22 protein-coding genes, 3 pseudogenes and 1 riboswitch are annotated in these 23,336 nt (G+C 71.8%); of the genes and pseudogenes, 15 read left to right on the top strand and 10 right to left on the bottom strand.

Annotated features, from left to right (window positions below; all coding sequences use genetic code 11):
* The first annotated feature begins 141 nt into the window (after positions 1-141).
* The 6 genes from eccCa to ABZ671_RS01845 all read left to right on the top strand — a co-directional run bounded on the left by eccCa (position 142) and on the right by ABZ671_RS01845 (position 8,521).
* Positions 142-4,107 (top strand): type VII secretion protein EccCa, encoded by a 3,966-nt coding sequence (gene eccCa / locus ABZ671_RS01870; protein ID WP_357849588.1) that lies wholly within the window; start codon positions 142-144, stop codon positions 4,105-4,107.
* A 284-nt stretch (positions 4,108-4,391) separates the two neighbouring features.
* The gene (locus tag ABZ671_RS01865; protein WP_357849585.1) at positions 4,392-4,700 is read left to right on the top strand and encodes a WXG100 family type VII secretion target; all 309 of its coding nucleotides are present in this window, start codon (positions 4,392-4,394) and stop codon (positions 4,698-4,700) included.
* A gap of 28 nt (positions 4,701-4,728) precedes the next feature.
* A complete protein-coding gene (locus tag ABZ671_RS01860; RefSeq protein WP_357539820.1) occupies positions 4,729-5,007 on the top strand; it encodes a WXG100 family type VII secretion target in 279 nt (92 codons plus the stop codon).
* A 76-nt stretch (positions 5,008-5,083) separates the two neighbouring features.
* Complete coding sequence (mycP, locus tag ABZ671_RS01855) at positions 5,084-6,553, top strand: type VII secretion-associated serine protease mycosin (RefSeq protein ID WP_357849582.1); 1,470 nt, start codon at positions 5,084-5,086, stop codon at positions 6,551-6,553.
* Positions 6,554-6,593: 40 nt separating this feature from the next.
* Positions 6,594-7,157, top strand: coding sequence for a hypothetical protein (locus tag ABZ671_RS01850; protein ID WP_357849579.1), 564 nt, complete (start codon positions 6,594-6,596; stop codon positions 7,155-7,157).
* 17 nt (positions 7,158-7,174) lie between these two features.
* Positions 7,175-8,521, top strand: a complete 1,347-nt coding sequence (locus ABZ671_RS01845) for a hypothetical protein (protein WP_357849576.1) — start codon at positions 7,175-7,177, stop codon at positions 8,519-8,521.
* Positions 8,522-8,776: 255 nt separating this feature from the next.
* Here the strand turns inward: ABZ671_RS01845 and mycP (ABZ671_RS01840) are convergent, their stop codons facing one another.
* Both mycP (ABZ671_RS01840) and ABZ671_RS01835 read right to left on the bottom strand, forming a co-directional pair.
* Positions 8,777-10,009: a type VII secretion-associated serine protease mycosin gene (mycP, locus tag ABZ671_RS01840; protein ID WP_357849574.1), complete on the bottom strand. Its 1,233-nt coding sequence runs from the start codon at positions 10,007-10,009 to the stop codon at positions 8,777-8,779.
* 64 nt (positions 10,010-10,073) lie between these two features.
* Positions 10,074-10,406 (bottom strand): helix-turn-helix domain-containing protein, encoded by a 333-nt coding sequence (locus ABZ671_RS01835; RefSeq protein ID WP_357849571.1) that lies wholly within the window; start codon positions 10,404-10,406, stop codon positions 10,074-10,076.
* A 178-nt stretch (positions 10,407-10,584) separates the two neighbouring features.
* On the opposite strand from ABZ671_RS01835, the gene ABZ671_RS01830 reads away from it, so the two are divergent.
* Positions 10,585-11,202, top strand: coding sequence for a carbonic anhydrase (locus tag ABZ671_RS01830; protein ID WP_357849568.1), 618 nt, complete (start codon positions 10,585-10,587; stop codon positions 11,200-11,202).
* On the opposite strand, the gene ABZ671_RS01825 is transcribed toward ABZ671_RS01830, so the two are convergent.
* Positions 11,199-12,218, bottom strand: coding sequence for a hypothetical protein (locus ABZ671_RS01825; RefSeq protein ID WP_357849565.1), 1,020 nt, complete (start codon positions 12,216-12,218; stop codon positions 11,199-11,201). The two genes, ABZ671_RS01830 and ABZ671_RS01825, sit on opposite strands and share 4 nt — an antisense overlap.
* 3 nt (positions 12,219-12,221) lie before the next feature.
* A riboswitch (cyclic di-AMP (ydaO/yuaA leader) is annotated at positions 12,222-12,353 on the bottom strand.
* A 206-nt stretch (positions 12,354-12,559) separates the two neighbouring features.
* The gene (locus tag ABZ671_RS01820) at positions 12,560-12,859 is read right to left on the bottom strand and encodes a metal-sensitive transcriptional regulator (RefSeq protein WP_357539804.1); all 300 of its coding nucleotides are present in this window, start codon (positions 12,857-12,859) and stop codon (positions 12,560-12,562) included.
* An 83-nt stretch (positions 12,860-12,942) separates the two neighbouring features.
* Between ABZ671_RS01820 and ABZ671_RS01815 the strand changes: the two genes are divergently transcribed.
* Positions 12,943-13,146 carry a cation transporter gene (locus tag ABZ671_RS01815; protein ID WP_357849562.1) on the top strand — a complete coding sequence of 68 codons (204 nt, stop codon included), beginning with the start codon at positions 12,943-12,945 and terminating at the stop codon, positions 13,144-13,146.
* 44 nt (positions 13,147-13,190) lie between these two features.
* Entirely contained in the window at positions 13,191-15,449 is a 2,259-nt protein-coding gene (locus ABZ671_RS01810; RefSeq protein ID WP_357849559.1) for a heavy metal translocating P-type ATPase, read from the top strand.
* A gap of 196 nt (positions 15,450-15,645) precedes the next feature.
* Here the strand turns inward: ABZ671_RS01810 and ABZ671_RS01805 are convergent, their stop codons facing one another.
* Positions 15,646-16,200 (bottom strand): DUF5753 domain-containing protein, encoded by a 555-nt coding sequence (locus ABZ671_RS01805; protein WP_357849557.1) that lies wholly within the window; start codon positions 16,198-16,200, stop codon positions 15,646-15,648.
* A 78-nt stretch (positions 16,201-16,278) separates the two neighbouring features.
* Between ABZ671_RS01805 and ABZ671_RS01800 the strand changes: the two genes are divergently transcribed.
* The 3 genes and pseudogenes from ABZ671_RS01800 to ABZ671_RS01790 form a co-directional block, all read left to right on the top strand.
* Positions 16,279-16,428 carry a hypothetical protein gene (locus tag ABZ671_RS01800; RefSeq protein ID WP_357849554.1) on the top strand — a complete coding sequence of 50 codons (150 nt, stop codon included), beginning with the start codon at positions 16,279-16,281 and terminating at the stop codon, positions 16,426-16,428.
* A gap of 290 nt (positions 16,429-16,718) precedes the next feature.
* Positions 16,719-16,892, top strand: a complete 174-nt coding sequence (locus tag ABZ671_RS01795) for a CsbD family protein (protein ID WP_357849552.1) — start codon at positions 16,719-16,721, stop codon at positions 16,890-16,892.
* Between the two features lie 116 nt (positions 16,893-17,008).
* Positions 17,009-17,233: pseudogene (locus ABZ671_RS01790) on the top strand (YbaB/EbfC family nucleoid-associated protein); the annotation flags it as partial.
* A 129-nt stretch (positions 17,234-17,362) separates the two neighbouring features.
* Here ABZ671_RS01790 and ABZ671_RS01785 read toward each other — a convergent pair.
* Positions 17,363-18,068 (bottom strand): annotated as a pseudogene (locus tag ABZ671_RS01785) (DUF6596 domain-containing protein); the annotation flags it as partial.
* A 21-nt stretch (positions 18,069-18,089) separates the two neighbouring features.
* Positions 18,090-19,316, bottom strand: a complete 1,227-nt coding sequence (locus tag ABZ671_RS01780; protein WP_357849549.1) for a DUF2786 domain-containing protein — start codon at positions 19,314-19,316, stop codon at positions 18,090-18,092.
* A gap of 338 nt (positions 19,317-19,654) precedes the next feature.
* Between ABZ671_RS01780 and ABZ671_RS01775 the strand changes: the two genes are divergently transcribed.
* A complete protein-coding gene (locus tag ABZ671_RS01775) occupies positions 19,655-20,446 on the top strand; it encodes a DUF3152 domain-containing protein (RefSeq protein ID WP_357850581.1) in 792 nt (263 codons plus the stop codon).
* Positions 20,447-20,472: 26 nt separating this feature from the next.
* Here the strand turns inward: ABZ671_RS01775 and ABZ671_RS01770 are convergent, their stop codons facing one another.
* The 3 genes from ABZ671_RS01770 to ABZ671_RS01760 form a co-directional block, all read right to left on the bottom strand.
* The gene (locus ABZ671_RS01770; RefSeq protein WP_357849546.1) at positions 20,473-20,898 is read right to left on the bottom strand and encodes an ATP-binding protein; all 426 of its coding nucleotides are present in this window, start codon (positions 20,896-20,898) and stop codon (positions 20,473-20,475) included.
* A 76-nt stretch (positions 20,899-20,974) separates the two neighbouring features.
* On the bottom strand, positions 20,975-21,733 hold the full coding sequence (locus ABZ671_RS01765; protein WP_357849543.1) for a zf-HC2 domain-containing protein: 759 nt from the start codon (positions 21,731-21,733) through the stop codon (positions 20,975-20,977).
* An 87-nt stretch (positions 21,734-21,820) separates the two neighbouring features.
* Positions 21,821-22,387, bottom strand: a complete 567-nt coding sequence (locus ABZ671_RS01760; RefSeq protein WP_357849540.1) for a sigma-70 family RNA polymerase sigma factor — start codon at positions 22,385-22,387, stop codon at positions 21,821-21,823.
* 163 nt (positions 22,388-22,550) lie between these two features.
* Between ABZ671_RS01760 and ABZ671_RS01755 the strand changes: the two are divergent.
* A pseudogene (locus tag ABZ671_RS01755) lies at positions 22,551-22,842 on the top strand (ATP-binding cassette domain-containing protein); the annotation flags it as partial.
* A 190-nt stretch (positions 22,843-23,032) separates the two neighbouring features.
* Positions 23,033-23,212 (top strand): hypothetical protein, encoded by a 180-nt coding sequence (locus ABZ671_RS01750; RefSeq protein WP_357850657.1) that lies wholly within the window; start codon positions 23,033-23,035, stop codon positions 23,210-23,212.
* Positions 23,213-23,336 lie beyond the last annotated feature (124 nt).

The following is a 23,336-nucleotide window of genomic DNA, read 5'->3' as shown; positions in this document are numbered from 1 at the left end:
CACCTCGGCCGGCGGCGCCGCCGCGACACGGGTCCACGACGCCTCCGGGAGATTACCTACGATGGCGTGGCGCAGGTTGCCCACCCGACCCCGGGTGAGTGACCGGACCGCGATCAGGGTTGCTTCTGGGGAGGAGAGACCGTGAGCACGGTGGTGTTCCGCCGGCTTCCGCGTCAACCGGGGCCCGCGCTGCCGCGCGGCGAGGTGGTGCTGGAGTCCCCGCCCGAACTGCCCGAGCAGCAGCCGCGCGGCATGGGCCAGGTGTTGATGATTCTGCCGATGCTCTGCGGCGTCGGCGCGATGGCCTTCCTCTACGCCGGCCGCGGCGGCGGCATGATGACGTACGTCGCCGGCGGCCTCTTCGGCGTGTCCATGCTGGGCATGGCGATCGGCACGCTCAGCAACGGCGGCAACGACAAGGCGGAGTTGAACGCTGAGCGGCGCGACTACATGCGCTATCTGGCCCAGATGCGCAAGCGCACCCGCCGGGCCGCCGAGCAGCAGCGGGCGGCGATGACCTGGCGCCATCCGGAGCCGGACGCGCTCTGGTCGATCGCCTCGTCACGGCGGCTGTGGGAGCGGCGGATCACCGAGGACGACTTCGGCGAGGCCCGGATCGCGCTCGGCCCGCAGCAGCTCGCGGTGCAGATCGTGCCGCCGGAGACCAAGCCGGTGGAGGACCTTGAGCCGATGAGCGCGATCGCGCTGCGCCGGTTCGTCCGGGCTCACTCCAGCGTGCCGGACCTGCCCACCGCGCTGTCGCTGCGCGCGTTCAGCCGGATCGCGCTGCGCGGCGACCGGGAGCCGGTGCTCGACCTGACCCGGGCCGCGCTGGGCCAGCTGGTCACCTTCCACGCCCCGGACGATCTGATGGTGGCGGTGGTGGCCGCGCCCGACCGGCAGTCGGTGTGGGACTGGGTGAAGTGGCTGCCGCACGGCCAGCATCCGGGGGTCACGGACGCGGCGGGTGCCCGCCGGTTGGTCTTCGCCAGCCTCGCCGAGGCGGAGGCGGCGCTCGCCAACGAGTTGGCCGGCCGCCCCCGGTTCGCGCCGGAGGCGAAGCCGCTCACCACCGCCCCGCACCTGGTCGTGGTCCTCGACGGCGGGGAGGTCGCACCGACCTGTGCGCTGATGGGCTCGGGCCTGCTCGGCACCACGATGATCGACCTCTCCGGCACCGTGCCCCGCGACGCCGGTCGCTGGCTGCTCTGCCTCGACGTCGGCGACGGCGATGGGCTGGACCTGGTCCGAGGCGCGAAGTCATCCCGGCTCGGCAGGCCGGATCGGCTCAGCGCGGCGGCGGTTGAGGGACTGGCCCGGCAGATCGCCCCCTACCGGCTTTCCCAACAGCAGGGGGCCAGCACGGAGGAGCCGCTCGCCCGCAGCATGGAGCTGCCGGACCTGCTGGGTGTCGGCGACGCGGCCACCGTGGACGTACAACAGACCTGGCGGCCGCGCAGCCACCGGGACCGGCTGCGCATTCCGCTTGGCCTCGGGCCGGACGGCCAGGTGGTCGAGCTGGACTTCAAGGAGTCCGCGCATGAGGGCATGGGACCGCACGGCCTGGTGATCGGCGCGACCGGGTCCGGCAAGAGCGAGCTGCTGCGTACGGTCGTCGGGGCGCTGGCCGTGACGCACTCCTCCGAGGAGCTCAACTTCGTCCTGGTCGACTTCAAGGGTGGCGCCACCTTCGCCTCGCTGGACGCGTTGCCGCACACCAGCGCGGTGATCACCAACCTTTCCGACGAGCTGCCGCTGGTCGACCGCATGCGCGACGCGCTGGCCGGCGAGATGAACCGCCGCCAGGAGGTGCTTCGGGCGGCCGGCAACTACGTGTCCCGTTACGACTACGAGAAGGCCCGGGCGGCCGGCGAGCCGCTGGAGCCGATGCCCAGCCTGCTCATCATCTGCGACGAGTTCAGCGAGCTGCTCGCCGCCAAGCCGGACTTCATCGACCTGTTCGTGATGATCGGCCGGCTCGGCCGGTCGCTCGGCGTGCACCTGCTGCTGGCCTCGCAGCGGCTGGAGGAGGGGAAGCTTCGAGGGCTCGACACCCACCTGTCGTACCGGATCGGTCTGCGAACCTTCTCCGCCGTCGAGAGCCGAATCGTGCTCGGCGTGCCGGACGCGTACGAGCTGCCGAACGCGCCGGGGCACGGTTACCTCAAGACCGACACCACTACCATGCTCCGGTTCCGGGCCGCGTACGTCTCCGGGCCGTACCGGGCACCGGGCCAGGTGCAGCGGTCCACCCGGGCGCAGGTGCAGCGGCGACTCGTCCCGTACAGCATCGACTACGTGCCGGCGCCGGCCCTGCCGAGCCCGGCGGAGACCGCCCCGGAGCCGGAGCAGGCGGCCGACGGCAAGGCCGTGGCCATGCTGGACGTGCTTATCGACCGGCTCAAGGGGCGGGGTCGCCCGGCCCATCAGGTCTGGCTGCCGCCGCTGGCCGAGCCGCCGAGCCTGGGCGAGCTGCTGCCGCCGTTGAGCGTGCACCCGACGTTCGGCCTGTGCACCGCCAACTGGCCGGGACGTGGCCGGCTCGCCGCGCCGGTCGGCATCGTCGACCGCCCGTACGAGCAGCGGCGTGACCCGATGATGGTGGATCTGTCCGGCGCGGGTGGCAACGTGGTGATCGTCGGCGCCTCGCTGAGCGGCAAGAGCACCATGCTGCGCTCGATGCTCGCCTCGCTGGCGCTCACCCACACCCCGCGCGAGGTGCAGTTCTTCTGCCTCGACTTCGGCGGTGGCGCGCTGCGCAGCCTGGAGGGGCTGCCGCACACGGCCGGGGTGGCCGGCCGGCGAGACACCGAGGCGGTCCGGCGGACCGTGGCCGAGGTGGTCGCGATCATCGATGATCGGGAGCTGCGGTTCACCCAGCACGGCATCGACTCGGTGGCCAGCTACCGCCGTCGGCGCGCGGCCGGTGAGTTCGCCGACGACCCGTTCGGCGACGTCTTCCTCGTGGTCGACGGTTGGAACACCCTGCGCCAGGATTACGAGGAGCTGGAGCAGACCATCACCAACCTGGCCAACCGAGGGCTGGGTTTCGGCGTACACGTGATCATCACGGCTGTGCGGTGGGCGGAGATCCGGATCAACATGCGGGACCTGCTCGGCACGAAGCTGGAGCTGCGGCTCGGCGAGCCTGCCGAGTCGGAGATCGACCGGCGGGCCGCGCAGAACGTGCCGTCCGGCGTGCCCGGCCGCGGTCTGACCCGCGACAAGCTGCACTTCCTCACCGCGATCTCGCGGATCGACGGCAAGCGTGACATCGACGACCTGACCGAGGCGTCGGTGGCCCTCGCCGGGCATGTGGCGACCAACTGGCCGGGTCGCCCGGCGCCGAAGGTGCGGCTGCTGCCGCGCAAGCTGCCCGTCGCCGAGCTGGCGAAGGTCATCGACCGGTCGGCGCCCGGCATCCCGATCGGCGTCAACGAGTCGGCACTCGCCCCGGTCTACCTGGACCTGGTCAACGAGCCGCACCTGACCGTGTTCGGTGACGCCGAGTGCGGCAAGACCAACCTGCTGCGGCTGATTGCGCGGGGCATCGCCGAACGGTACACCCCGGCCCAGGCCCGGCTGGTCATCGCCGACTACCGGCGCGGCCTGCTCGGCGCGGTGGAGGGTGACCACCTGCTCGACTACGCGCCGTCCAACCAGGTGTTCAGCCAGGGGTTGGGTTCGATTCGCAGCGCCCTGCAGAACAGGTTGCCCGGCCCGGACGTGACCACCGCCCAGCTGCGCGACCGGAGCTGGTGGAAGGGCCCGGACCTCTACGTCCTGGTCGACGACTACGACCTGGTCGCCTCCGGCGGCAGCAACCCGCTCAGCGCGCTGCACGAGCTGCTGCCGCAGGCCCGCGACGTTGGCCTGCATCTGATCATCGCCCGGCGGGCCGGTGGCCTGGCCCGCGCCCTCTACGAGCCGGTGCTGCAACGCCTGCGCGAGCTGGACTCGCCGGGCCTGCTGATGTCCGGCAACCGCGAGGAGGGTGCGGTCTTCGGCAACCTGCGGCCGAGCCCGCAGCCGCCGGGCCGGGGCACTCTGGTCCGCCGTCAGGACGGCCAGCAGCTGATTCAGACCGCTTGGTCCGAGCCGAGCTGAGGTACGGACGCGTTGCCCGGCAACCAACTCGGCCGGCTCGCGGTGCTCTTCACGGAGGGGTCAATGATCGTCCTCGGTCCATCCGAGGACGACGCCGCCCGAGCGATGGGTGCCCGTTCGCCTGAGCCATTTCCACTGTGGTCGGTGGCAACTGGTGAGGGCTGCGCGGATTGGCCGTCTTCGGCTACGGTTTTATAAAAGTGTCCGTCGGTGGGGTGTGCCAGCCTTGCCGCGGGGGAGGGCGCGGCGGATCCGCCGCCACGAATGACGGAAGGGTGTGAAGCATGGCGTTCGAGGTCAGTGCAGCGACTCTGCACACCGCCGCGAGTGACGTGCGGTCCACGCGCAGCGACGTCGACGGCGAGCTCAAGAAGCTCTGGAACGTGGTCGACGACCTGGCGATGGCCTGGAAGGGTCAGGCGTCCACGGGTTTCCAGAACCTCATGCAGCGCTGGAACGAGGACACGGTCAAGCTGCTCACGGCCATGGACAACATCGCCGACCTGCTCGACAAGTCGGGCACGACGCACCAGGTCAACGACGAAGAGCAGCAGCAGATGCTGGACAAGTTCCACGCTGCTTTGAACCCGTGACCAGCCGAGACGAGCAGGGGAGGAATTCATGACCATCAAGGTTGATTACGCGGTCCTCGAGAGCGCCAACCAGCAGATGCAGTCGATCTCGCGCACGATTGACGAGAAGCTCGACACGCTTCGCTCGATGCTCACCAGGCTCGAGTGGGACGGCCAGGACCGGGCCGCGTACGAGCAGCACCAGGCCCAGTGGGACGCCGCCGTGCGGGACATCAACCGGGTTCTCAACGAGATCGGTGGCGCCGTCGGCATTGCGCGCGAGAACTACGTCTCCACCGAGATGAGCAACGCCAAGGTGTGGGGCTGAGATAATTCGGCCGACTCGGCTCCGGTCCGGCTCGACCGGGCCGGAGCCGAAGTGCGATCGAGATCTTGGGAGTGCCATGAGTACGGGGAAGCACCGCCGATCACTGCTGCGTTCCGCCGCCGGGGCGCTGGCGTTGGTCGTCACCATCGGCGCCGGTGTGCTGCTCGCCCCGGCACCGGCCCGGGCGGACACCGTACGCGGTCTCCAGTGGTATCTCGACACGCTGAAGATCTCGCAGGCACACAAGCTCAGCCGCGGCAAGGGCGCCGTGGTGGCGGTGGTCGACAGTGGGGTGTATGCCGCTCATCCCGACCTGAAGGGCCAGGTGTTGCCCGGAAAGTCGCTGGGCCCGGGCGTCCCCGCCGACGGCCGCGGCGACCCCGACCAGACGGCGGGCCACGGCACCATGATGGCCGGCGTCATCGCTGGCCGCGGGGGTGGCAGCATGCACCTGTTGGGCATCGCCCCCGACGCCAAGGTCCTGCCCGTCGGCCTCGGTGCCGGGCGAGGCGACCGGGACATCGCCGGGGGCATCCGCTGGGCGGCCGACCATGGCGCCGACGTGATCAACCTTTCGGTCGGCGAGGGGTTGACCGCCTATCCCGACACCTTGGAGGCGGTGCGTTACGCGTTCAGCAAGGACGCGGTGGTGGTCGCCGCCGTCGGTAACGTGGGCCAGGGCGCGCGTGGCGTGCAGTCGCCGGCCAGCATTCCGGGCGTTATCGCGGTCGGTGGCACCGATCGTCGCGGGGGCTTCTGGTCCGGGTCGACCTTCGGCCCCGAGACGGTGCTCAGCGCTCCCGCCGAGCAGATCATCAGCACCACACCTCCGGGCGTCTCGTCGAACGGGTACGGGGTCTCCGACGGCACCAGCCTGGCCACCGCGCTCGTCTCCGGGGTCGCGGCGCTGGTGCGGGCCCGTTATCCCGACCTCGACGCGGCCAACGTGGTGAACCGGCTGATCCGCACCGCGCGGGATGCCGGGTCGCCCGGACGGGACTCCGACTTCGGCTTCGGGCTGGTCGACCCGGTCGCGGCGCTGACCCGATCGGTGCCGACCGTGACCGAGAATCCGCTCGTCGCGGATGCGGCACCGGAGCCGTCCGCAGCCGCCGACAAGGGCGGTGCCCAAACGGACGACGAGCCGATGGTCACCTTCGGTCTCGCCAAGGGCGTCGGCCCGATCATCCAGACCGTAATCTGCCTGCTGGCGGTCGTGGGGCTCGTGGTGGCGCTGTTCCTGGTCAGTCGGCGCCGTCGCCGGGCGGCACGGACCCCACCCGGCCCGCAGTTCGGCCCTGGGCAGGTGCCGCCCGGCTATGGTCCCCCGCCGGGGCACGCTCCGCCGCCCGGCTATGGCCCGCCGCCGGGATACCCTCCGCCGCCCGGCTACGGCACCGCTCAGCCGCCGAATGCCGGAGCGCCAAGCTTCGGGCCACCACCGGGCTACCCGCCCGCCCAACCGTATTCGTACCCGCCTCGGCCGCAGGGCCAGCCGAACGCACCGCAGCAGGCCGCGCCGCCGACCGGGCCCGACCAGCGCTGACGCCGGCGCCACGAAGCATCACCAGGGGAGGAGGACGGAAATGAGCTGGGAACTAAGCCACAACGTCAGCAAGGATCCGGACCGGGTCGAGCAACGGTACGCCGTTCCGATGCCGGTGAATCCGCTTCTGCCGTTCGCCGGCGACGTGCGGGGGGTCAGCCTCGACCGGGTCGGGGTTGAGCAGTCCCACACCCCTTCCGCGCTGGTCGCCGGCGAGAACGAGCAGGGGGTGCGGACGGAGTGGGACGCGGACAGCCTCGACTCGGCGGTCGACTGGCTCGAGGCGCACGCCTTCTACCTGAACAAGCTCTCCTACGACATGGCCGCCATCAAGACGGAGCTCGGCGGAGATGCGGCCCTGGGCGGTGACGGTTCGCTCGGCGGTTTCGCAAACGCCAAACTGCTGGCTCAGGAGCACAACAAGCTCTACGGCAGCACCGAGCAAGGGCTGCGCTCGCTCTCCGAGAGCCTGTACACCGCGGCCGACGCGCTGCGCGAGGTCAAGCGGAAGTACGAGGATGCCGAGCACGCCAACACCATGTCGGCGCAGGAGATGCAGCAGGCCTTCGCCAAGGCCGCTCGCGGTGACAGCGGCCACGACTGAGCGGGGAGAACGGGGAGATGGCGGATTGGGAGCAGATGGCCCGCGAGGTGCTGGTGGCGGGCCGCCCGGACAAGGTGAATAACGCCGCGCTGGGCTGGAAGGAAATGCTCAAGAACATCGGGTCGGTCGAGGATAGCCTCCGGCAGAACGTGAAGGACCTCGGCGCGGTCTGGAAGGGGCCGGCGTACGGGGCTTTCAAGACGCGCATTGAAGAGCTGGCCAAGCAGGCCGGCGGGCTCGTGGACGCGGCAGAGAAGCCCGGGCACGGTCGGGTCAACATCGTGACCACCCTGGAGAAGGCGGCCGCGCAGCTCCAGGAGGCGCAGCGCAAAATGCCCGTCCCGGCCGCATGCGTCGGGGACATCATGGCCGCGCGGAACGGCGAAATCATCCTCGGCGCCGGGATCTTCGAGGCCCGGGTGAAGGCCGATCTGATGGCGAGCTGGCCGGTGGAGAAGATTGGCCAGCTCACCGACTGGGTGAGCGGCTGGTTCTCCGACCAGGAGGGCGAGGCGCGGAAGGTCTACAACGAGGTCGACCACCACTTCCAGGATCGGGCCAGGGAGACGCCCGGAGGCCGTAAACTGGACAGCTACACGACGGAACCGCCGGCGACCCCGGATCTCGACCAGCCGAAGCCCGGCCGGCCCAATGTCCCCGACCTGGGTCGGCCCTCCGTGCCCGACACGACCGGCAAGCCGAGCATCGACCCGGGCAAGATACCCACCGCTGATCCGGGCCGCCCGAGCATCGGGCCGAGCACCCACCCCGACCTCTCCAACGGCACCGGCTACAACCCGCCCACCGGCACCGGCTACAACCCGTCCACCGGTTACACCCCCTCAACCGGCACCGGTTATACCCCGTCCACCGGCACGGTGGGCTCCGGCGGCAGCTACGGCACCGGGCTGGCCGGTGCCGGCACCCCAACCTCGCCCGGGATCGGTTCCGGCCTCGGCTCGGGCGGTGGCCTGTCCGGTGGCGGTGGCCTGGGTGGCGGTGGGACAGCGGGCCTGGGCGGTGGTGCCGGCATCGGCAAGCCGGTGAGTCCCGGACTGCCGCCGATGATGGGCGGCGGCATGGCGGGCGCGGGAGGTCGCGGTGCGGGCGGCCGGATGGGTGGCGGAAAGGCCGGCATGCCCGGTATGGGGGGCATGGCGGGCGGCGGTGGCCGGCGCGGCGCCGGCGATGCCCGGGGCGGTGCGGGCGCTCGGGGCGCGGGCGTCCGGGGCGGCATGGCCGGCATGGGCCATGGTGGCGGCGCTGGGTACGGCGAGGAGGACACGCCGCGCGACAACTGGCTGGAGGAGGACGAGGACGTCTGGGGCGCGGACTCCGGCGGAGCGCCGGGCATCCTGCGCTGAAGCGGTGACCGGGCACCGTCCGCAACATCGTGGCCGGCGCTCGGTCCGGACCCACAGCGGGGCCGGGGCCTCAGGCTCGGCCGATCCGGTTCCGGTCCGACTGGATTGAACCGGATCCGCCGGACGGCGATGCCGGGCCCCGGCCTGGCCCGGCCCTACGCACCGCCGCCCACCGGCCCGTGTCCGCCGCCGACTCCGCCCGGCACCGGCGGCCATCACCAGTAAACGGCGACTCGGACCCCCGTATGCGGGCAGTCAGGCGTCCAGGGCCCGGCGGCCGGGGCGCCAGCCCCGCCGCCGACCGTGCGTGAGGATCGGCCGCAGCATCAGCAACACCAGGGCCAGCACCGCGCCGACCACGGCCACCCACACCGCCACGGTCCGCTGCCAGCCGAGCGGGTCGGCCGGCGCGGCCGGTGCCGGCATCGCGCCGAGCGGCGGGTCGGTGCGCGTGCCCAGCAGGCTGGTCACCGCCCGGTACGGGTTGACCATCCCGTAGCCGACCTCCGCGTTGTGCCCGTCCGGCGGGTTGTCGGCGGTCCGGGTCAGCCGGAAGGCGACCTCCTTCGGCGTGAGGTCCGGGTGGGCGGCGCGGACCAGGGCGGCCACCCCGGAAACGTACGCGGTGGCGAAGCTGGTGCCGCCCTGGGGTTCGTAGAGGTACCCGGACCCGCCGGGTGCCGGACCGACGATGTTCAGCCCGGGCGCGGCGACGTCCACATAGCTGCCGGCGATCGAACTGCCGACGTGCCCGCCCTTGTCGTCGATCCCGGCAACGGCGATGACCCCCGGGTAGGCGGCCGGGTACCCGGGCTGGTCCTGCCGGTTCTCCTGCCGGTTGCCGGCGGCGGCCACCAGGATCACGCCCTGGTCGAGGGCGTGGTTCACGGCGTTCTTCAGGACGGGGTCGTCCAGCGTCTCCAGGGACAGGTTGATCACGTCGGCCCCGTGGTCGACCGCCCAGTCGATGGCCTCGCCGATCTGGGCCGGGATCGACTCGTCGAAGGTGCGTTTGTTGTCGGCCAGCACGCGTACCGGCAGGATCTTCGCCTCCGGCGCGATCCCGCTGTACGGCGTGCCGGTGCCCTCCCGGCCGGCGATGATGCCCGCAATCAGGGTGCCGTGACCGACCAGGTCGCACTGGCCCTTGAGCGAATCCAGGTGGTTGAAGTCCGCGCCGTCGAGCACTCGGCCGCGCAGCAGCGGGTGGCTGGGCGACACGCCGGAGTCGATGACCGCCACCGTGACCCCTTCGCCCCGGGTGACCCGCCAGGCGGCGGTCGGGTCGAGCCGTTCCAGCGCCCACGGCCGCTCGGCCGGGGCGGGGTTGCCGGCCGGGCCGCACCTGGGCGCGGCGACGGCGGGGGCAGGCGCGGCCAGGACGCCGCCGAGCAGCACCCCAGCCGTCATTCCACGCAGGACGGACCGGATCCGGTGTCCGGTACGGACGCGCACCGACGCCCCGTCCGGCCGCAAGCTGTCGCGCACCCGCTGAGATTACCGTCGCCGCCTCCGACGCGGAGGACAGGAGCGTGGTCCGCCGGTGCGGGCGTCAGGAACCGGTGGCGGGCTCGGTGGAGGATTCGGTCGTGAAGAGGGCGAGCAGGGCACCGACCTGCTGGTCGGCCTCTGCGGGGTGACGGAAGTGGCCGCTCGGGTTGATCGTGTATTCGTTGCGCCGACCTACCCGGGTGCGGCGCAGGTAACCACCGGCTTCCAGGTCGGCGACGATCGCCTGGGCGGCCCGCTCGGTCACCCCCACCTCGTCGGCCACGTCCCGCAGCCGCGCGGTCGGATTGCGCGCGATGGCCAGCAGCACGTGCCCGTGGTTGGTGAGGAAGGTCCAGTTCCGGCCGCTCCCGTTCTCGCTCGTTGTCGTCGCCATGGTGGCTATGGTATGGCCCCGGCCCGGGTCACCCGCTCCTGCGTCGGCCAACACATGAAATCTGTATCACGCAAATCTTGACGCATCTTGGGCCCGGGTGTGACCGTGGGTTGCGCGGCCCTCTCCGCCGCCGATCGGGCTCGCCTCGGTCGTATCGCGCCAGGACGAGGTGACTGTTGTGACGCTGGCCACTCCCGAAAATGCGCTCGCCGAGCTGTACGCCGGCAACCGTCGCTTCGTCGCCGGCGTACCCCGTCACCCGAACCAGGATGCCGACCACCGGGCTGCCGTCGCCGACGGTCAGCACCCCTTCGCGGTGATCGTCGGCTGCTCCGACTCCCGGCTCGCCGCCGAGATCATCTTCGATCGCGGTCTCGGGGACCTCTTCGTGGTGCGGACCGCCGGCCACACCGTCGGCCCCGAGGTGCTCGGCAGCGTCGAGTACGCGGTCACCGTGCTCGGCACCCCGCTGGTCGTGGTGCTCGGCCACGACTCCTGCGGGGCGGTGCAGGCCGCCCGGGAGGCCGTCGCCACCGGCACCTCTCCCGCGGGGCACCTCGGTGCGCTGGTGGAGGCCGTCGTGCCCAGCCTGCGACGGGCGGCCGGGCAGGGCATCGAGGACGTGGACGGGATCGTCGACATCCACATCGCGCAGACCGTGGAGACGCTGCTGGCCGGGTCCGCCGTGCTCGCCGAGCGGGTGTCCGCCGGCCACTGCGCGGTGGTCGGCATGTCGTACCGGCTCAGCGCGGGCGAGGTGCGGACGGTGGCCGAGAGGTCGGTCGGCACGCCCTAGAGCAGCGACATGTGTACGTGGTCGGTGTGGTCGGAGGGCCCGCTGTAGGACTTCCAGCCGGTCGCCGGGAACCAGATCTGGCGGTTCCAGATCACGTAGTAGATACCCAGTCGGTCCGCGTTGCGGATGAGGAAGGCGGCGACGTTGTTGCCGTACATCCGGGTGTCGTTGTTGTGCCAGGGCGCGAAGCCGCTCTTCTGCAGCGACCAGTCGCAGGCCCGGCCCTTCGGGTGCTCCCACGGCCCGCCTGGCCGGTAGCAGCCGACGAAGCGGTTGAAGCCGGCCCGCTTGACCTCCTTGTACGCATGCAGGGTGCGCGGGGTGATGCAGCCCGAGGTGGTGGGGTCCTTCTCGCTGCACGACTCGGACTTCCACGTCCCGTCGGCGTTGCGCCCGGGGCCGATCCGGGCGACCGGCGAAGTGGCTGAGACCAGGCCGCCGGTGAAGCCCTTGCCGCCGACCAGCGCCAGCGACTTCTCCGCCTCGGCCTTCGCGCGGGCCATCGCCTTGGTCTGCTTCTGCTGCTCGCGTACCTCGGCGTCGAGCGCGATCTTGGCCTGCTCCGCGCGGGTCTTCGCCGCGTTGATTGCGGCGAGCTTCTGCTCGTTGACGAGGTTCAGCTCATCGAGGGTGGCGGCCCGCCGGACGAACGCGTCGGGTGAGTTGCTCTCCAGCAGCACGGCCAGTACGCCGATCCGACCGGTGCGGTAGGACTGCGCGGCGATCTGGCCGACCTGTGGGCGCAGCGCGTCGAGTTCCGCCTGCGCCGCGGTCACCTCGAGCGCCAGTTGAAGCTGACGCTTCTCCGAGGCCTTCAGCTTCGCCTTGGCCTGGATGTAGGCGCGGTTCGCGGCATCGAGGACTTCGGTGATGAGCGGAGGGTCGTCGTCCTCGTGGTGCCCGGACGGGGGGTTGGCGGGCGGCGCGGCCATGGCCGGGGTCGGCCCGGCGACGATGGCAAACACGGCGAGCACGGCCACCACGGGTGTCAACCAGCGGCGTAGGGGTGCCGTCACAATCGTTCCTTCCTTCGGCCGCCGACCGGGTTAGCTGCCGGGTTCGGGACGGAAGCGGCCCCTACCGCTCGCGCGGATTCACCCCAGGTACCTGGTTCCCCGGCTCGCCCTCGGGCGATTGGGCGGCGGCACCGCAGGCGCCGATGCGCGCCTTCGGCGATGACCGGCAGCGACGTTACATGAGAGCCCCTGCGGCGAGCTACGTCCGGAAGCCGACCAATAGCGCGATTTCCTCGTAGCCCTGCGTGACCGGCATCGCGCATGAAGCCGGCGGTGACGCTGCGCAGCGTCACCATGCGATCTGCGTGCTCCCGTCCGGACCTCGGCCCGGCTCCTGGGCGTCAGCCGCGTTTCATCAGCCGACCGACGGCGGCCATCATTTCGGTGGCCATTTCGTCGGCGCGCCCCTCGGCGGCGCCCTCCCGCATGCAGTGTCGGGCGTGCCCGTCGAGCAGCCCGAGGCCGACCTTGTCCAGGGCGGCCTGAATGGCCGAGATCTGGGTCAGCACGTCGATGCAGTAGCGGTCGTCTTCCACCATCTTCTCGATACCGCGGACCTGGCCCTCGATACGGCGGAGCCGCGCGAGCAGCTGTTCCTTGCTGGCGGTGTAGCCCCGGGTCGGGGTCGTCGGTGCGGTCATGCCGTCGAGGATAGCGTACCCCTAGGGGGTATGATACGTTCCCTGAGGCATACCCCCACGGGGTAGCAGGAGGAGGATTCGCGATGATCACCACCACGTACCAGGTGCAGGGCATGACCTGTGGGCACTGCGTCAGCGCGGTCAGCGCCGAAGTGGGCGCGATCCCGGGCGTCAGCGACGTCCAGGTAGACCTGGCCACCGGCCAGGTCACCGTCACCAGCGCGAGCCCGCTGGACACCGACACCGTTCGCGCCGCCGTGGACGAGGCCGGCTACGACCTCCGATGAACACGGCGGCGACGGCGGGCGCACAATTGACCGGAGGTGCCGCGATGACCTCAACCGCTTCGTCCCTGCCGCTCGCGCCGAACGTGATCGAGCTCGCGATCGGCGGCATGACCTGCGCCTCCTGCGCCGCCCGGATCGAGAAGAAGCTCAACCGGATGGACGGCGTCGAGGCCACGGTCAACTACGCCACCGAGAAGGCCACCATCCGGTACGCCGACGACGTCACCCCGGCCGACCTGGTCGCCACGGTGGAAAAGACCGGCTACACGGCCGTCGTGCCACCGCCGCCCGCCGCCCAGGCCCCGGCCGAGGTGACCGCCGAGCCGGAGGACGAACTGCGCGGGCTGCGTACCCGGCTCTGGGTGTCGGTCGTGCTGTCCGTGCCGGTGATCCTGCTCGCCATGGTGCCGGCCTGGCAGTTCAACTACTGGCAGTGGGCATCGCTGACCCTGGCCGCGCCGGTCGTGGTCTACGGCGGGCTGCCGTTTCACCGGGCCGCCTGGATCAACCTGCGGCACGCCGCGGCGACCATGGACACCCTGGTGTCGCTCGGCACGCTCGCCGCGTTCGGCTGGTCGCTCTGGGCGCTCTTCCTCGGTGACGCTGGGATGCCCGGAATGACCCATCCGTTCCGCCTCGACATCACCCGCACCGACGGCGCCGGCAACATCTACCTGGAGGCAGCGGCCGGGGTGACCGTTTTCATCCTGGCCGGGCGCTATTTCGAGGCCCGGTCCAAGCGGACCGCCGGGGCCGCCCTGCGGGCCCTCCTCGAACTGGGCGCCAAGAACGTCGCGGTGCTCCGCAGCGGGCAGGAGACCCGCATCCCGGTCGACCAGCTCGCGGTCGGCGACCGGTTCGTGGTCCGGCCGGGCGAGAAGATCGCCACCGACGGCGCCGTCGAGGAGGGCACCTCGGCGGTGGACGCCAGCATGCTCACCGGCGAGTCCGTGCCGGTCGAGGTCGGGCCCGGTGACACCGTCGTCGGGGCCACCGTCAACGCCGGCGGCCGGCTGGTCGTCCGGGCCACCCGGATCGGCGGCGACACCCAGCTCGCCCAGATGGCGAAGCTGGTGGAGCAGGCGCAGACCGGCAAGGCGGCCGTGCAGCGGCTCGCCGACCGGATCTCCGGGGTCTTCGTGCCGATCGTGATCGCGCTGGCCGTCGGCACGCTGGCCTGGTGGCTCGGCACCGGGGCCGGCGCGACGGCCGCGTTCACCGCAGCGGTAGCCGTGTTGATCATCGCCTGCCCGTGCGCCCTCGGCCTGGCCACCCCGACCGCACTGCTGGTCGGCACCGGGCGGGGCGCCCAGCTCGGCATCCTGATCAAGGGGCCGGAGGTGCTGGAGTCGACCCGCCAGGTCGACACCGTGCTGCTGGACAAGACCGGTACGGTCACCACCGGGCGGATGACCCTGGTCGACGTGCTTCCCGCCGCCAGTCAGGACACCGACGAGCTGCTGCGGCTGGCCGGCGCGCTGGAGGCCGCCTCCGAGCATCCGATCGCCCGGGCGGTCGCCGAAGGCGCGGCACAGGCCGGCCCGCTGCCGGCGGTCACCGGCTTCGCCAACGTCGAAGGGCTCGGTGTGACCGGGTCGGTCGACGGCCAGGACCTGGTGGTCGGGCGGCTCCGGCTGCTTCGGGAACGGGGCCTCGACGTACCCGAGGAGGTCGCGCGGGCCGCGACCGAGGCGGAGGCCGGCGGCCGAACGGCGGTCCTGGCCGGCTGGGACGGCCGGGCCCGGGGGGTGCTCGCGGTGGCCGACGTGGTGAAACCGACCAGCCGAGCCGCCGTCGCGCGGCTGCGCGAGCTGGGGCTCACCCCGGTGCTGCTCACCGGCGACAACACCACGGTCGCCCGGGCGGTGGCCGCCGAGGTCGGCATCGACCAGGTGATCGCCGAGGTGCTGCCCGCCGACAAGATGGACGTGGTGCGGCGCCTCCAGGCCGAGGGGCGGACGGTCGCGATGGTCGGCGACGGGATCAACGACGCCGCCGCGCTGGCCCAGGCCGATCTCGGGCTGGCCATGGGTACCGGCGCCGACGTGGCGATCGAGGCGTCCGACCTGACGCTGGTTCGGGGCGACCTGACGGCCGCGGTGGACGCCATCCGGCTCTCCCGGCGCACGCTGCGCATCATCAAGAGCAACCTGTTCTGGGCCTTCGCCTACAACGTGGCGGCCCTGCCGCTGGCCGCCGCCGGCCTGCTCAACCCGATGATTGCCGGTGCCGCGATGGCCTTCTCGTCGGTCTTCGTGGTGGCGAACAGCCTCCGGCTGCGCCGGTTCCGCCCGGTCGCCTGAGGCGGCGGGGCGGACCACCGCGTCCGCCCCGCCCATATCCAACTGGTCGGCATGTTCTTGCGCGTCGCGGGCATGTCGCGGTGGCATATCGGTCTTGCCTGTTCTTCGGAGGGCAAGCACTACCCTCAGTATTCAAGGCCGATTTTCGCGACTCGGCGGCTGTCGGCCTCGGCGTCTCGCGGGATCATGTCAGCCTCTACTTCATCTCGTCGGCGATGCGCAGGATGAGCCTGCGCGACTCCGCCGGCCACAACGCCGCACCCCGGAGACGGTTCCAGTGCCGGTTGTAGGCTCGGACCGCCTCGGGACTGTCGAGGTAATCCGCGTCCGTGAACGTCTCCAGGTAGACGACATCCGACGCGACCTCCTCCCCGAGCCGGAGGATGATGAAGTTGAACGAGGAAACCACGTACGTCTCGGCATCCAGCGGAACCACCTGGATGGTGATGTTCAGCCGGTTGGCGATAGCAGCGATATGGGACAGATGCTCCCGCATTGTCAGCCGGTCGCCGAGGTTACGGCGTAGCGCGGACTCGCTGAGGATGAAGTTCAGCTCCGGTCCGTCCGGGCGATCGATGGCCTTTTGTCGTTCGAGGCGCACTTCGACCTGCTGCTCCACGTCCTCCCTGTCGATGATCGCCCGGATGTAGGGCTCGGTCTGGAGGATGCCGGGGATGACCTCGGATTGGTACCAGCGGATTTCCGCCGCGTCGGCCTCCAGGTCGAGGTGCTGCCGGAACCAGTCCGGCACCACGTTCCGGTACCCGCTCCACCGCCCCCGCTGCCTACCAGCGCGGGCGAGGTCCCGCACCCTCGGGGTGACCTGACCATGACCGCGCCGCTCCTGCCATTGACCCAGATCCGCAACCGGCTGATCCTCACCGCCCGAGCTGCCCTCCGCAACCACCAAACCGCCCCACCCCCACCCCCACCCACCCACCCACCCACCCACCCCCGCCGCCCGCCCCGCTCTCGTTGATCATGGAGTTGTGGCGGTGAACGAAAGGCGCGAAACGGGCAAACCGGGAACCTCAACTCCATGATCGACGCGGGGTGCGGGGGTGTGGGGGTGTGGGGGTGTGGGGGTGTCCATCGATCGTCCGGTCGGGTGCGGTTAGGTCACGTCGGCGCGGAAGTAAGGGCCGGGGGAGCGGGTCGGGACTGGGGTGCCGCGTCCCGTTCGGGGAGGTTTGGCTGCCCGGTGGATTGAGCGGCCGGACGGCGGGGTATCTCCATCGCGTCACGGAAGCCGCTTGAGTGGAGGTTCCCATGGGCATGGACGACAAGATCAACAACACGGCCGAGGAGACCGCCGGCAAGATCAAGGAGGGTGCCGGCCGGGCTACCGACGACAAGCGCTTGGAGGCCGAAGGGCGCACCGACCAGACCAAGGCGAACCTCAAGCAGGCCGGCGAGAAGATCAAGGACGCCTTCAAGAGCTGACGACCCTCGTACTGGATCGCCGGGCCGGCACCTCGCCGGCCCGGCGTTCATGTCGGGATTCCGGCTTGGGGTGCCTCTTGGGTCACCGTCGTTCGACCCCAGGAGGAAACCGCGGCATGGCCCATCCTGTCGACCCGTCCGGTCTCGGTCGTGTGCTGTCCGAGACGATGTTCGCGATCGATCAGTTCACCGGCACCCCCAACGCCGACGCGCCACCGCCCGAGGAGCATGGTGAGGCGGCCGACGGGCTGATCGAGGTGACGGTCGGCCCGTCCGGTCGGATCACCGCGCTTACGCTCAATCCGCGTGCACTGCGCATGGCGAGCGAGACGCTTGCCGAGGAAATCACCCAGGCGGTCAACGCGGCGTTCGCCGACCTTCAGGAGAAGGCCACCGAGGCAGTGCCCGGAGAAGTCGACCTCGGGTCGCTGGGCGAGCAGCTACGCCGGATCCAGGAGGATGCTGGCCGCCAGCCGGTGGTGCCCGGCGATGCGCTCGTCGGCGGTCAGCGGTGTCAGCAGGGCGAGCCCGGCCCCGGGGACCATCCACCATGGCCACCGCGGCGGCCTGGTTGAGGGTGACGATCGGGTTCGGCGCGATCCGGGCGAGCACTCGGTAGAGCCTTACGATCTGCGGCCAGTCGGTCTCCGCCGCCGTCGGCGCCTCGGCGTGCACCGCCGCGGTCACCAGGGCGATTCCCTCCTCGATCTCCTTCCGGTCCCAGCGCGTGCGGTCCTGCTCGGACAGGGGGGCCAGGTCCCCGCTCGGACCGGTCCGGGCGGCCCGGTGCGCGTCGGTGAGCAGCATCAACGCCAGCAGCCCGGTGACCTCGCCGTCGTCCGGAAGTAGCCGGTGCAGCTCCCGGGCCAGCCGGATCGCCTCGCCGGTCAGCTCCGCCCGGTGCAGCGTGTCGTCTCCGCTCGGTGGCTCCTCGTCGGCGGGCGGTGCGACGGCTGCGTACGCCGGCTCCCGGATCGCCACCGCGACCTCGCGGTTACGGCGGGCCCGCTCACTGCGCCACTCGTCGGTGAGCCGGCGGGTCGCCACGGTGACCAACCACGAGCGGGGATGGTCCAGGACGCCCTGCTCCGGCCACTGAAGGGCGGCGGCGAGCAGCGCCTCCTGGACGGCGTCCTCGCACGCGTAGAACTGGCCGTGGGTCAGCGCCTCGCCGATCCGACATTTTCCCGGGAGAAGTCAGCGACCGCGACGCACCGCGCGTGGCGCCGCGCCGACGTCGAGCGAGGCCCGGTCGGCGGCCGAGGTGCCTGAGCTCCAGCCTGCGGCGTCGCGCGCCTGGAGCCGGTGCCGGGTGACGCCGGGAAAGAGTTGGTCGACGCGTTCCCGGACGGCGTCGGATCGGGCGGCGAGCACAGGAAGCAGCCGGTCGTCGCCGCGCTCCTGAGCCGCCTCCTGGTCCGCTGTCGCGGTGGCCGCCCGCAGCCGTTCCCCGATCCGCAGCGCGAACGCGTTGAGGAACGACTCGTCGTACGCCTTGGTCCGCCGGCCGCTGCCCGGGCGGCGCTCCGCCCGGCCGCTGCCGGCGTGGCGCTCGGCCCGGCCGCGCAGCATCGCCGCGGTGGCCTGCACCAGTAGCGAGGTGTGCAGCAGCTCGACCGCCGCCAGGTCGGCGGGGAAGCCGAGCACGGTGGCGAAGCCGAGGTCGTCCGACCACACCGACTCGCACCGGTTCGCTGCCGCCACCTCCTGGATCAGCAACGCCTTAGCCGCCGCGTACGGGGCGTCGGTGCCGAGCCGGACGCCACTCGGCTGATCCGGCCGTTCGGCGGCCGCGTCGAGCAGCGCCGTGTCGATGCTGTGCCGGGCCATCAGTTCCTGCGCCTTACCGGTGAGCGCCTCCGCCTCGGCCGGGAAGGTGGTCGACTCGGCCTTGGCCAGCAGCGCGCGTACCCGGTCCAGCATCCGCGACCCGGTCGGCGTGACGGGCCGCGAAGCGACGGCCGGGCGGCCGGGTGGCGGGCGGAGCACCGCGATCGGCGGCAACCCCTCGACGAGCACCAGCGCGTCGACGGCGTCCCGCAGTGCGCTGATCCGGTCGCCCTCGGCCCGCCTGTCCAGCCAGCCGGCGTCGCCGCCCCACCGCGCGCCGAGCTCGGCGAGCTGGTCGTCGAACCACGGCGGAACCGGATCGGGCTGCTCCCGGCGCTGGGCGGCCAGCCCGTCCCGCAGCAGCCGCGCGCCGCGTGGCGCCAGCCGTCGGGCCGCGATGCGGTCCAGGTCGATCGGCTGCCAGCCTCGCGGCCAGAGTCGCCCCAGGTCGCGGATCAGGCGGGTGAGCAGCGCCGCGTCCACCGCCGGGCCGTCGGCGACCACCAGCCGGTCCAGGGCTCGCTCGGCCTGGCGTACGTCGGTGGCGCGCGCCGCCGCGAGAGCGTCGGCGAGCAGTTGCTCCGCGTCCGGCACGGGTGGTTCCTCCGCTGTCTGTCTCGTTCGACCGGGCCGTCAGGCGAGGCCACCATGATCCGCTAGGGGTGCGGCAATTCGGGTTGTCGTGCAAAATGGGACGCCGCGAGATGGTGCCGGCCGCTGCGGGCCGCCCCACAAGGAACGGTACCGGCGGGCCGGACACTGCCGGTGGTGAGCGCCGTCACCTCGGGCGATCAACCGCCCGGGCCGGCGTTCGTACTCCCGGCAGACCGAGGCGAAACGGATCGGAGATCGGCGTGGGCAGGCGGGCAAGGCCGGACCGGGGTCTGCACCGGCGTCGAGCGTCCCGCGCGGGCTCCCTGACACTGCTGACGCTGGTGATCGCGGTCGGACTGGCCGCCGGTGGCGCGTACGCCGTCCGGCGCGGCGCCGCCGACCTGCTGGCCAGCGCAGGCACCCCGACCACCGCGTCGTCGTCCCGGGAGACCTCCGCCGCCACTCGATCGAAGGCTTCGCGTCCGACGGCGACCGCGCCCGTCCCGGCCGCCGGTCGGGCCGCCCCCGCGCCGAAGATCACCTACCCGCTCCAGGGTACGGGCGGCTTCCGCACCGCCACCAGCGCCGGCAAGGTGGCGGGGCGTGGCGGCCGGCTGCTCCGCTACCGGGTGGCGGTGGAGGGAGGCATCCGCAACGTCGACGTCGAGTCCTTCGCCCGAGAGGTGGAGACGATCCTGGCCGATCCGCGCGGCTGGACCGGCGGCGGCGAGTGGCGGCTGCAACGGGTCGGTCGGGACGACCCGACCGATTTCACCGTGCTGCTGGCGACCCCGGTGACCCGGGGACGGCTCTGCGCCGACACCACCGACCACTACACCTCATGCCGGGCGGGTGACCGGGTGGTGGTCAACGTGGCCCGCTGGGCGCACGGCGTGCCGTACTTTCCCGATCTTGGCCAGTACCGCCAGTACCTGATTAACCACGAGGTCGGGCACCGGCTGGGCCACGGCCACGAACTCTGCCCCCGGGCCGGCGGCCCGGCACCGGTGATGCAGCAGCAGACGCTCGGCCTGCACGGCTGCACCCCGAACGCCTGGCCCCGCGTCGACGGCGCGCCGCACACCGGCCCGAGCGGCCAGTACGCCGATCGGATCCCGGCCGAGGACTGAGCCGGGCGGGCCGGTCGCCGGAGAGGTCAGCGGGGAAAGGAAGCCCAGATGTTCTTGGTGTCTTTCGTCGCGTACCAACCGACGGCGAGGGTGACCGACTGGGCCAGCAGCAGCCCCCGACCGCCCGAGTCGAGTGGGCCGGTGTCGGCCAGTTCGGGAATGGTGCGGAGGTCGTGGTCGGCCACGTCGAGGAGGAAGCAGGCGTCGGCGGCGAGCAGGGTGACGATGGTCGGCGGAATGCCGTGCCGCAGCGCGTTGGTCGCCAGCTCGGTGGCGACCAGAACTACCAGGTGCGGGACCTCATCGAGATCTTTCCCCTGAGTGAGGCCGTGCCGGGTCAGCGCGTCACGCAGCGAGGCCCGCAGGTCGCGTAGCTCGGCCGGGGTGCCGAGGCGCCACCGCTCCAGCTCGGTGGCCTGTGGCGGTGGCAGCGACGTGCGTAGCTGTCCCATGATCCTGCCTTACCCTGGGTGGCCGCCCGCCAACCGCACCGCTGGGTACATGGCCCCCAGTTGTTGACGACGCGGGTCAGGCCGCCCAGCGGTCGGCGGCCCGGGCGGAGCCGGGATACGGCGGCGGGAGCAGCCGCAGCCCCGGGGACTCCGGCTGCTCCTCGGCGGGCAGGCGCCAGCGCGGCCCCGCCGGGCGGTCGCGGTTCGCCGGGCCGCCGGGCCGGGGCAGGGTACGGGACAGCGCGACGACGACCAGGTAGCCGGCGACCAGGAACCCGTGGCTGACCAGCCGGGCGATCTCCACCCGCTCGGTGGCCAGGTCGTTGACCGAGAGCAGCACCAGCGTGCCGACGAACGCCGACAGCATCGGCACCAGCCCCGTCGGCGCTGTGCGTCGCGCCGCGACGAACAGGAAACCGGCGCCGACGGCGACGTTCCAGGCCGCCGCCTCGTGCCACAGGTGCCCCGACGCCAGCGCGCCGGCCGCCGCGTGGACATGGACGCCGTTCGCCCCCCGACCGATCTGTGACAGGCCGAGGACGACTTGCAGCGCGCCGATCAGCCCCAGCCCGGCCCGCAGGGTGAGCGCGAACCGGGCCCGCCGGCTCGGAGCCGGAGCCGGCGTGGGCAGCGCGGCGAGGATGACGTCGGTGAGGTCGTCGCCGGCCACGGTGACCGACAACCGGGCCCGGCGGGTCACCGCGGCGGCCTGGTCGTACCAGGTCCGGCAGTCACCGCATCCGCTCAGGTGGGCCTCCGCGGCCACCCGCTCGGCGGGGGTCTCCTCCCCGTCCAACTGCGCCGACAGCACTTCACGCCACTGGTCACACCCCATGTACCGGTAGTCGGTCCGGGGGTGTTGTCGGTTCCCGCGTATTTTTGCTGAGTCGTCGGTTTGGCGTAGGTCACCCGGGGTGTCCGGTCAGCCGGCCGCGTTGCCGCCGCGCCGCGCGCCCGTGGTGGGGTGGCTCGCTGCGGCGACGAGGTCCTCGCGGGCCCGGGCCACCCGGGAGCGGATGGTGCCGACCGGGCAGCCGCACACCTCCGCCGCCTCTGCGTAGGACATGCCGAGGACCTGGGTGGCGACGAACGCCTCGCGGCGCTCTGCCGGCAGCGCGGCGATGAGTCGCTCCAGCACCACCTGCCGGTCGAAGTCGCCGCGGCGCGTGTCGGGGGCGTCGTACCCGTCGACCATCGGCACCGTCCGCGGGCGCGACGCCGCAGCCCGTACGTGATCCACCGCGACTCGGCGGGCGATGGCGAGCAGCCAGGTCCGCGCCGAGGAGCGCCCGGCGAACGACGGGAGCGACCGCACCGCGCGCAGGAAGGTCTCCTGGGCCAGGTCCTCGGCCTCGGACGGGGAGGTCAGCGCGGCGAGGAACCGGCGGACCTGCTGCTGCGTCGCGCGGACGAACCGGGTGGTCGCCTCCCGGTCACCTCGACCGGCGGCCAACGCCCACGTGGTGACCTCCGCGTCGTCGTCCGCCATCCAACACCTCCGAGTCGGGCTGCTGGAGGATACGCACCGGACCGCAGACACGACAAGCTGTAGTAGTGACCGATTGACAGCGTACCGCAATCGTTGCTGGTCGCCGTCCCGCCGGTCGCCGTCTGGGGTGAAGGCAAGTGTCTTCGGTGACTACGAACTTGACCTCGGCCCCAACGGCGCGGGAAAGTCGACCACCATCCGCCTGCTGCTCGACCTGATCAGACTGCGAGTGCCTGTCCTTCCTCGGGCGGCTACGCGGCGGTGTCCCACCGGCCCGGATCACCGAACTGGCGGAGCGACTGGACCTGGACCTCACCGCCCGGATCAAGGCGCTGTCGAAGGGCAACCGGCAGAAGGTCGGCCTGGTGCAGGCGTTCATGCACCGGCCGGACCTGCTCATCCTCGACGAGCCGACCTCCGGCCTCGACCCGCTGGTCCAGCAGACCTTTCTCGACCGCCATTCGCCTTGGAGCCGAGCTGCGGACCATCAGCATCGCCCAGTTCGCCGCACAGTGCGTCGCGCTTGCCCTGCTCACCGTCACCTTTGGCGCGATCGCGCTGACACTCGGTGCCATCACCGGACGCCGGGCGGCCACCCTCGGCGCGACCGCCGGCATCGCCGTCCTCACCTACGTCATACGCAGCATGGCCGGTCCGACCGGAGTCGGTGGCCTTCGCTATCTGTCCCCATTCCACTACTACGACGGCGGGGAACCCTTGCGCCACGGCTTTCAGTGGGCACACCTCGCTGCCCTCGCCGGGGCCACCGCGCTTCTCCTGGCCATCGCCGCCAGAGCTTTCAACCGCCGGGACCCGACCAGCTGATCATCAGCGCGGCCAGCTGCGAATCGACTGCCAGGGGCGACGTAAGCTGCTGCCGATCGTGGCGACCTACGACTGCAAATTGGGGCCTTTCTGGCTCACTGCACCTTTGTCTGATCTACGTTGC

Source organism: Micromonospora sp. NPDC006766 (genome assembly GCF_040636055.1).
In the GTDB taxonomy this organism is placed as follows: Bacteria; Actinomycetota; Actinomycetes; order Mycobacteriales; family Micromonosporaceae; genus Micromonospora.
The sequence above is the reverse complement of the archived record's forward strand: the minus strand, read 5'-3'. Positions and strand labels throughout refer to the sequence as shown.

Excerpts from the sequence above, each read along its gene's own strand:
- ABZ671_RS01865 (WP_357849585.1), top strand. The coding sequence starts at position 4,392 with ATGGCGTTCGAGGTCAGTGCAGCGACTCTGCACACCGCCGCGAGTGAC.
- ABZ671_RS01860 (WP_357539820.1), top strand. The coding sequence starts at position 4,729 with ATGACCATCAAGGTTGATTACGCGGTCCTCGAGAGCGCCAACCAGCAG.
- mycP (WP_357849582.1), top strand. The coding sequence starts at position 5,084 with ATGAGTACGGGGAAGCACCGCCGATCACTGCTGCGTTCCGCCGCCGGG.
- ABZ671_RS01850 (WP_357849579.1), top strand. The coding sequence starts at position 6,594 with ATGAGCTGGGAACTAAGCCACAACGTCAGCAAGGATCCGGACCGGGTC.
- ABZ671_RS01845 (WP_357849576.1), top strand. The coding sequence starts at position 7,175 with ATGGCGGATTGGGAGCAGATGGCCCGCGAGGTGCTGGTGGCGGGCCGC.
- ABZ671_RS01835 (WP_357849571.1), bottom strand. The coding sequence starts at position 10,406 with ATGGCGACGACAACGAGCGAGAACGGGAGCGGCCGGAACTGGACCTTC.
- ABZ671_RS01820 (WP_357539804.1), bottom strand. The coding sequence starts at position 12,859 with ATGACCGCACCGACGACCCCGACCCGGGGCTACACCGCCAGCAAGGAA.
- ABZ671_RS01815 (WP_357849562.1), top strand. The coding sequence starts at position 12,943 with ATGATCACCACCACGTACCAGGTGCAGGGCATGACCTGTGGGCACTGC.
- ABZ671_RS01810 (WP_357849559.1), top strand. The coding sequence starts at position 13,191 with ATGACCTCAACCGCTTCGTCCCTGCCGCTCGCGCCGAACGTGATCGAG.
- ABZ671_RS01800 (WP_357849554.1), top strand. The coding sequence starts at position 16,279 with ATGACCGCGCCGCTCCTGCCATTGACCCAGATCCGCAACCGGCTGATC.
- ABZ671_RS01795 (WP_357849552.1), top strand. The coding sequence starts at position 16,719 with ATGGGCATGGACGACAAGATCAACAACACGGCCGAGGAGACCGCCGGC.
- ABZ671_RS01770 (WP_357849546.1), bottom strand. The coding sequence starts at position 20,898 with ATGGGACAGCTACGCACGTCGCTGCCACCGCCACAGGCCACCGAGCTG.
- ABZ671_RS01765 (WP_357849543.1), bottom strand. The coding sequence starts at position 21,733 with ATGGGGTGTGACCAGTGGCGTGAAGTGCTGTCGGCGCAGTTGGACGGG.
- ABZ671_RS01760 (WP_357849540.1), bottom strand. The coding sequence starts at position 22,387 with ATGGCGGACGACGACGCGGAGGTCACCACGTGGGCGTTGGCCGCCGGT.
- ABZ671_RS01750 (WP_357850657.1), top strand. The coding sequence starts at position 23,033 with ATGGCCGGTCCGACCGGAGTCGGTGGCCTTCGCTATCTGTCCCCATTC.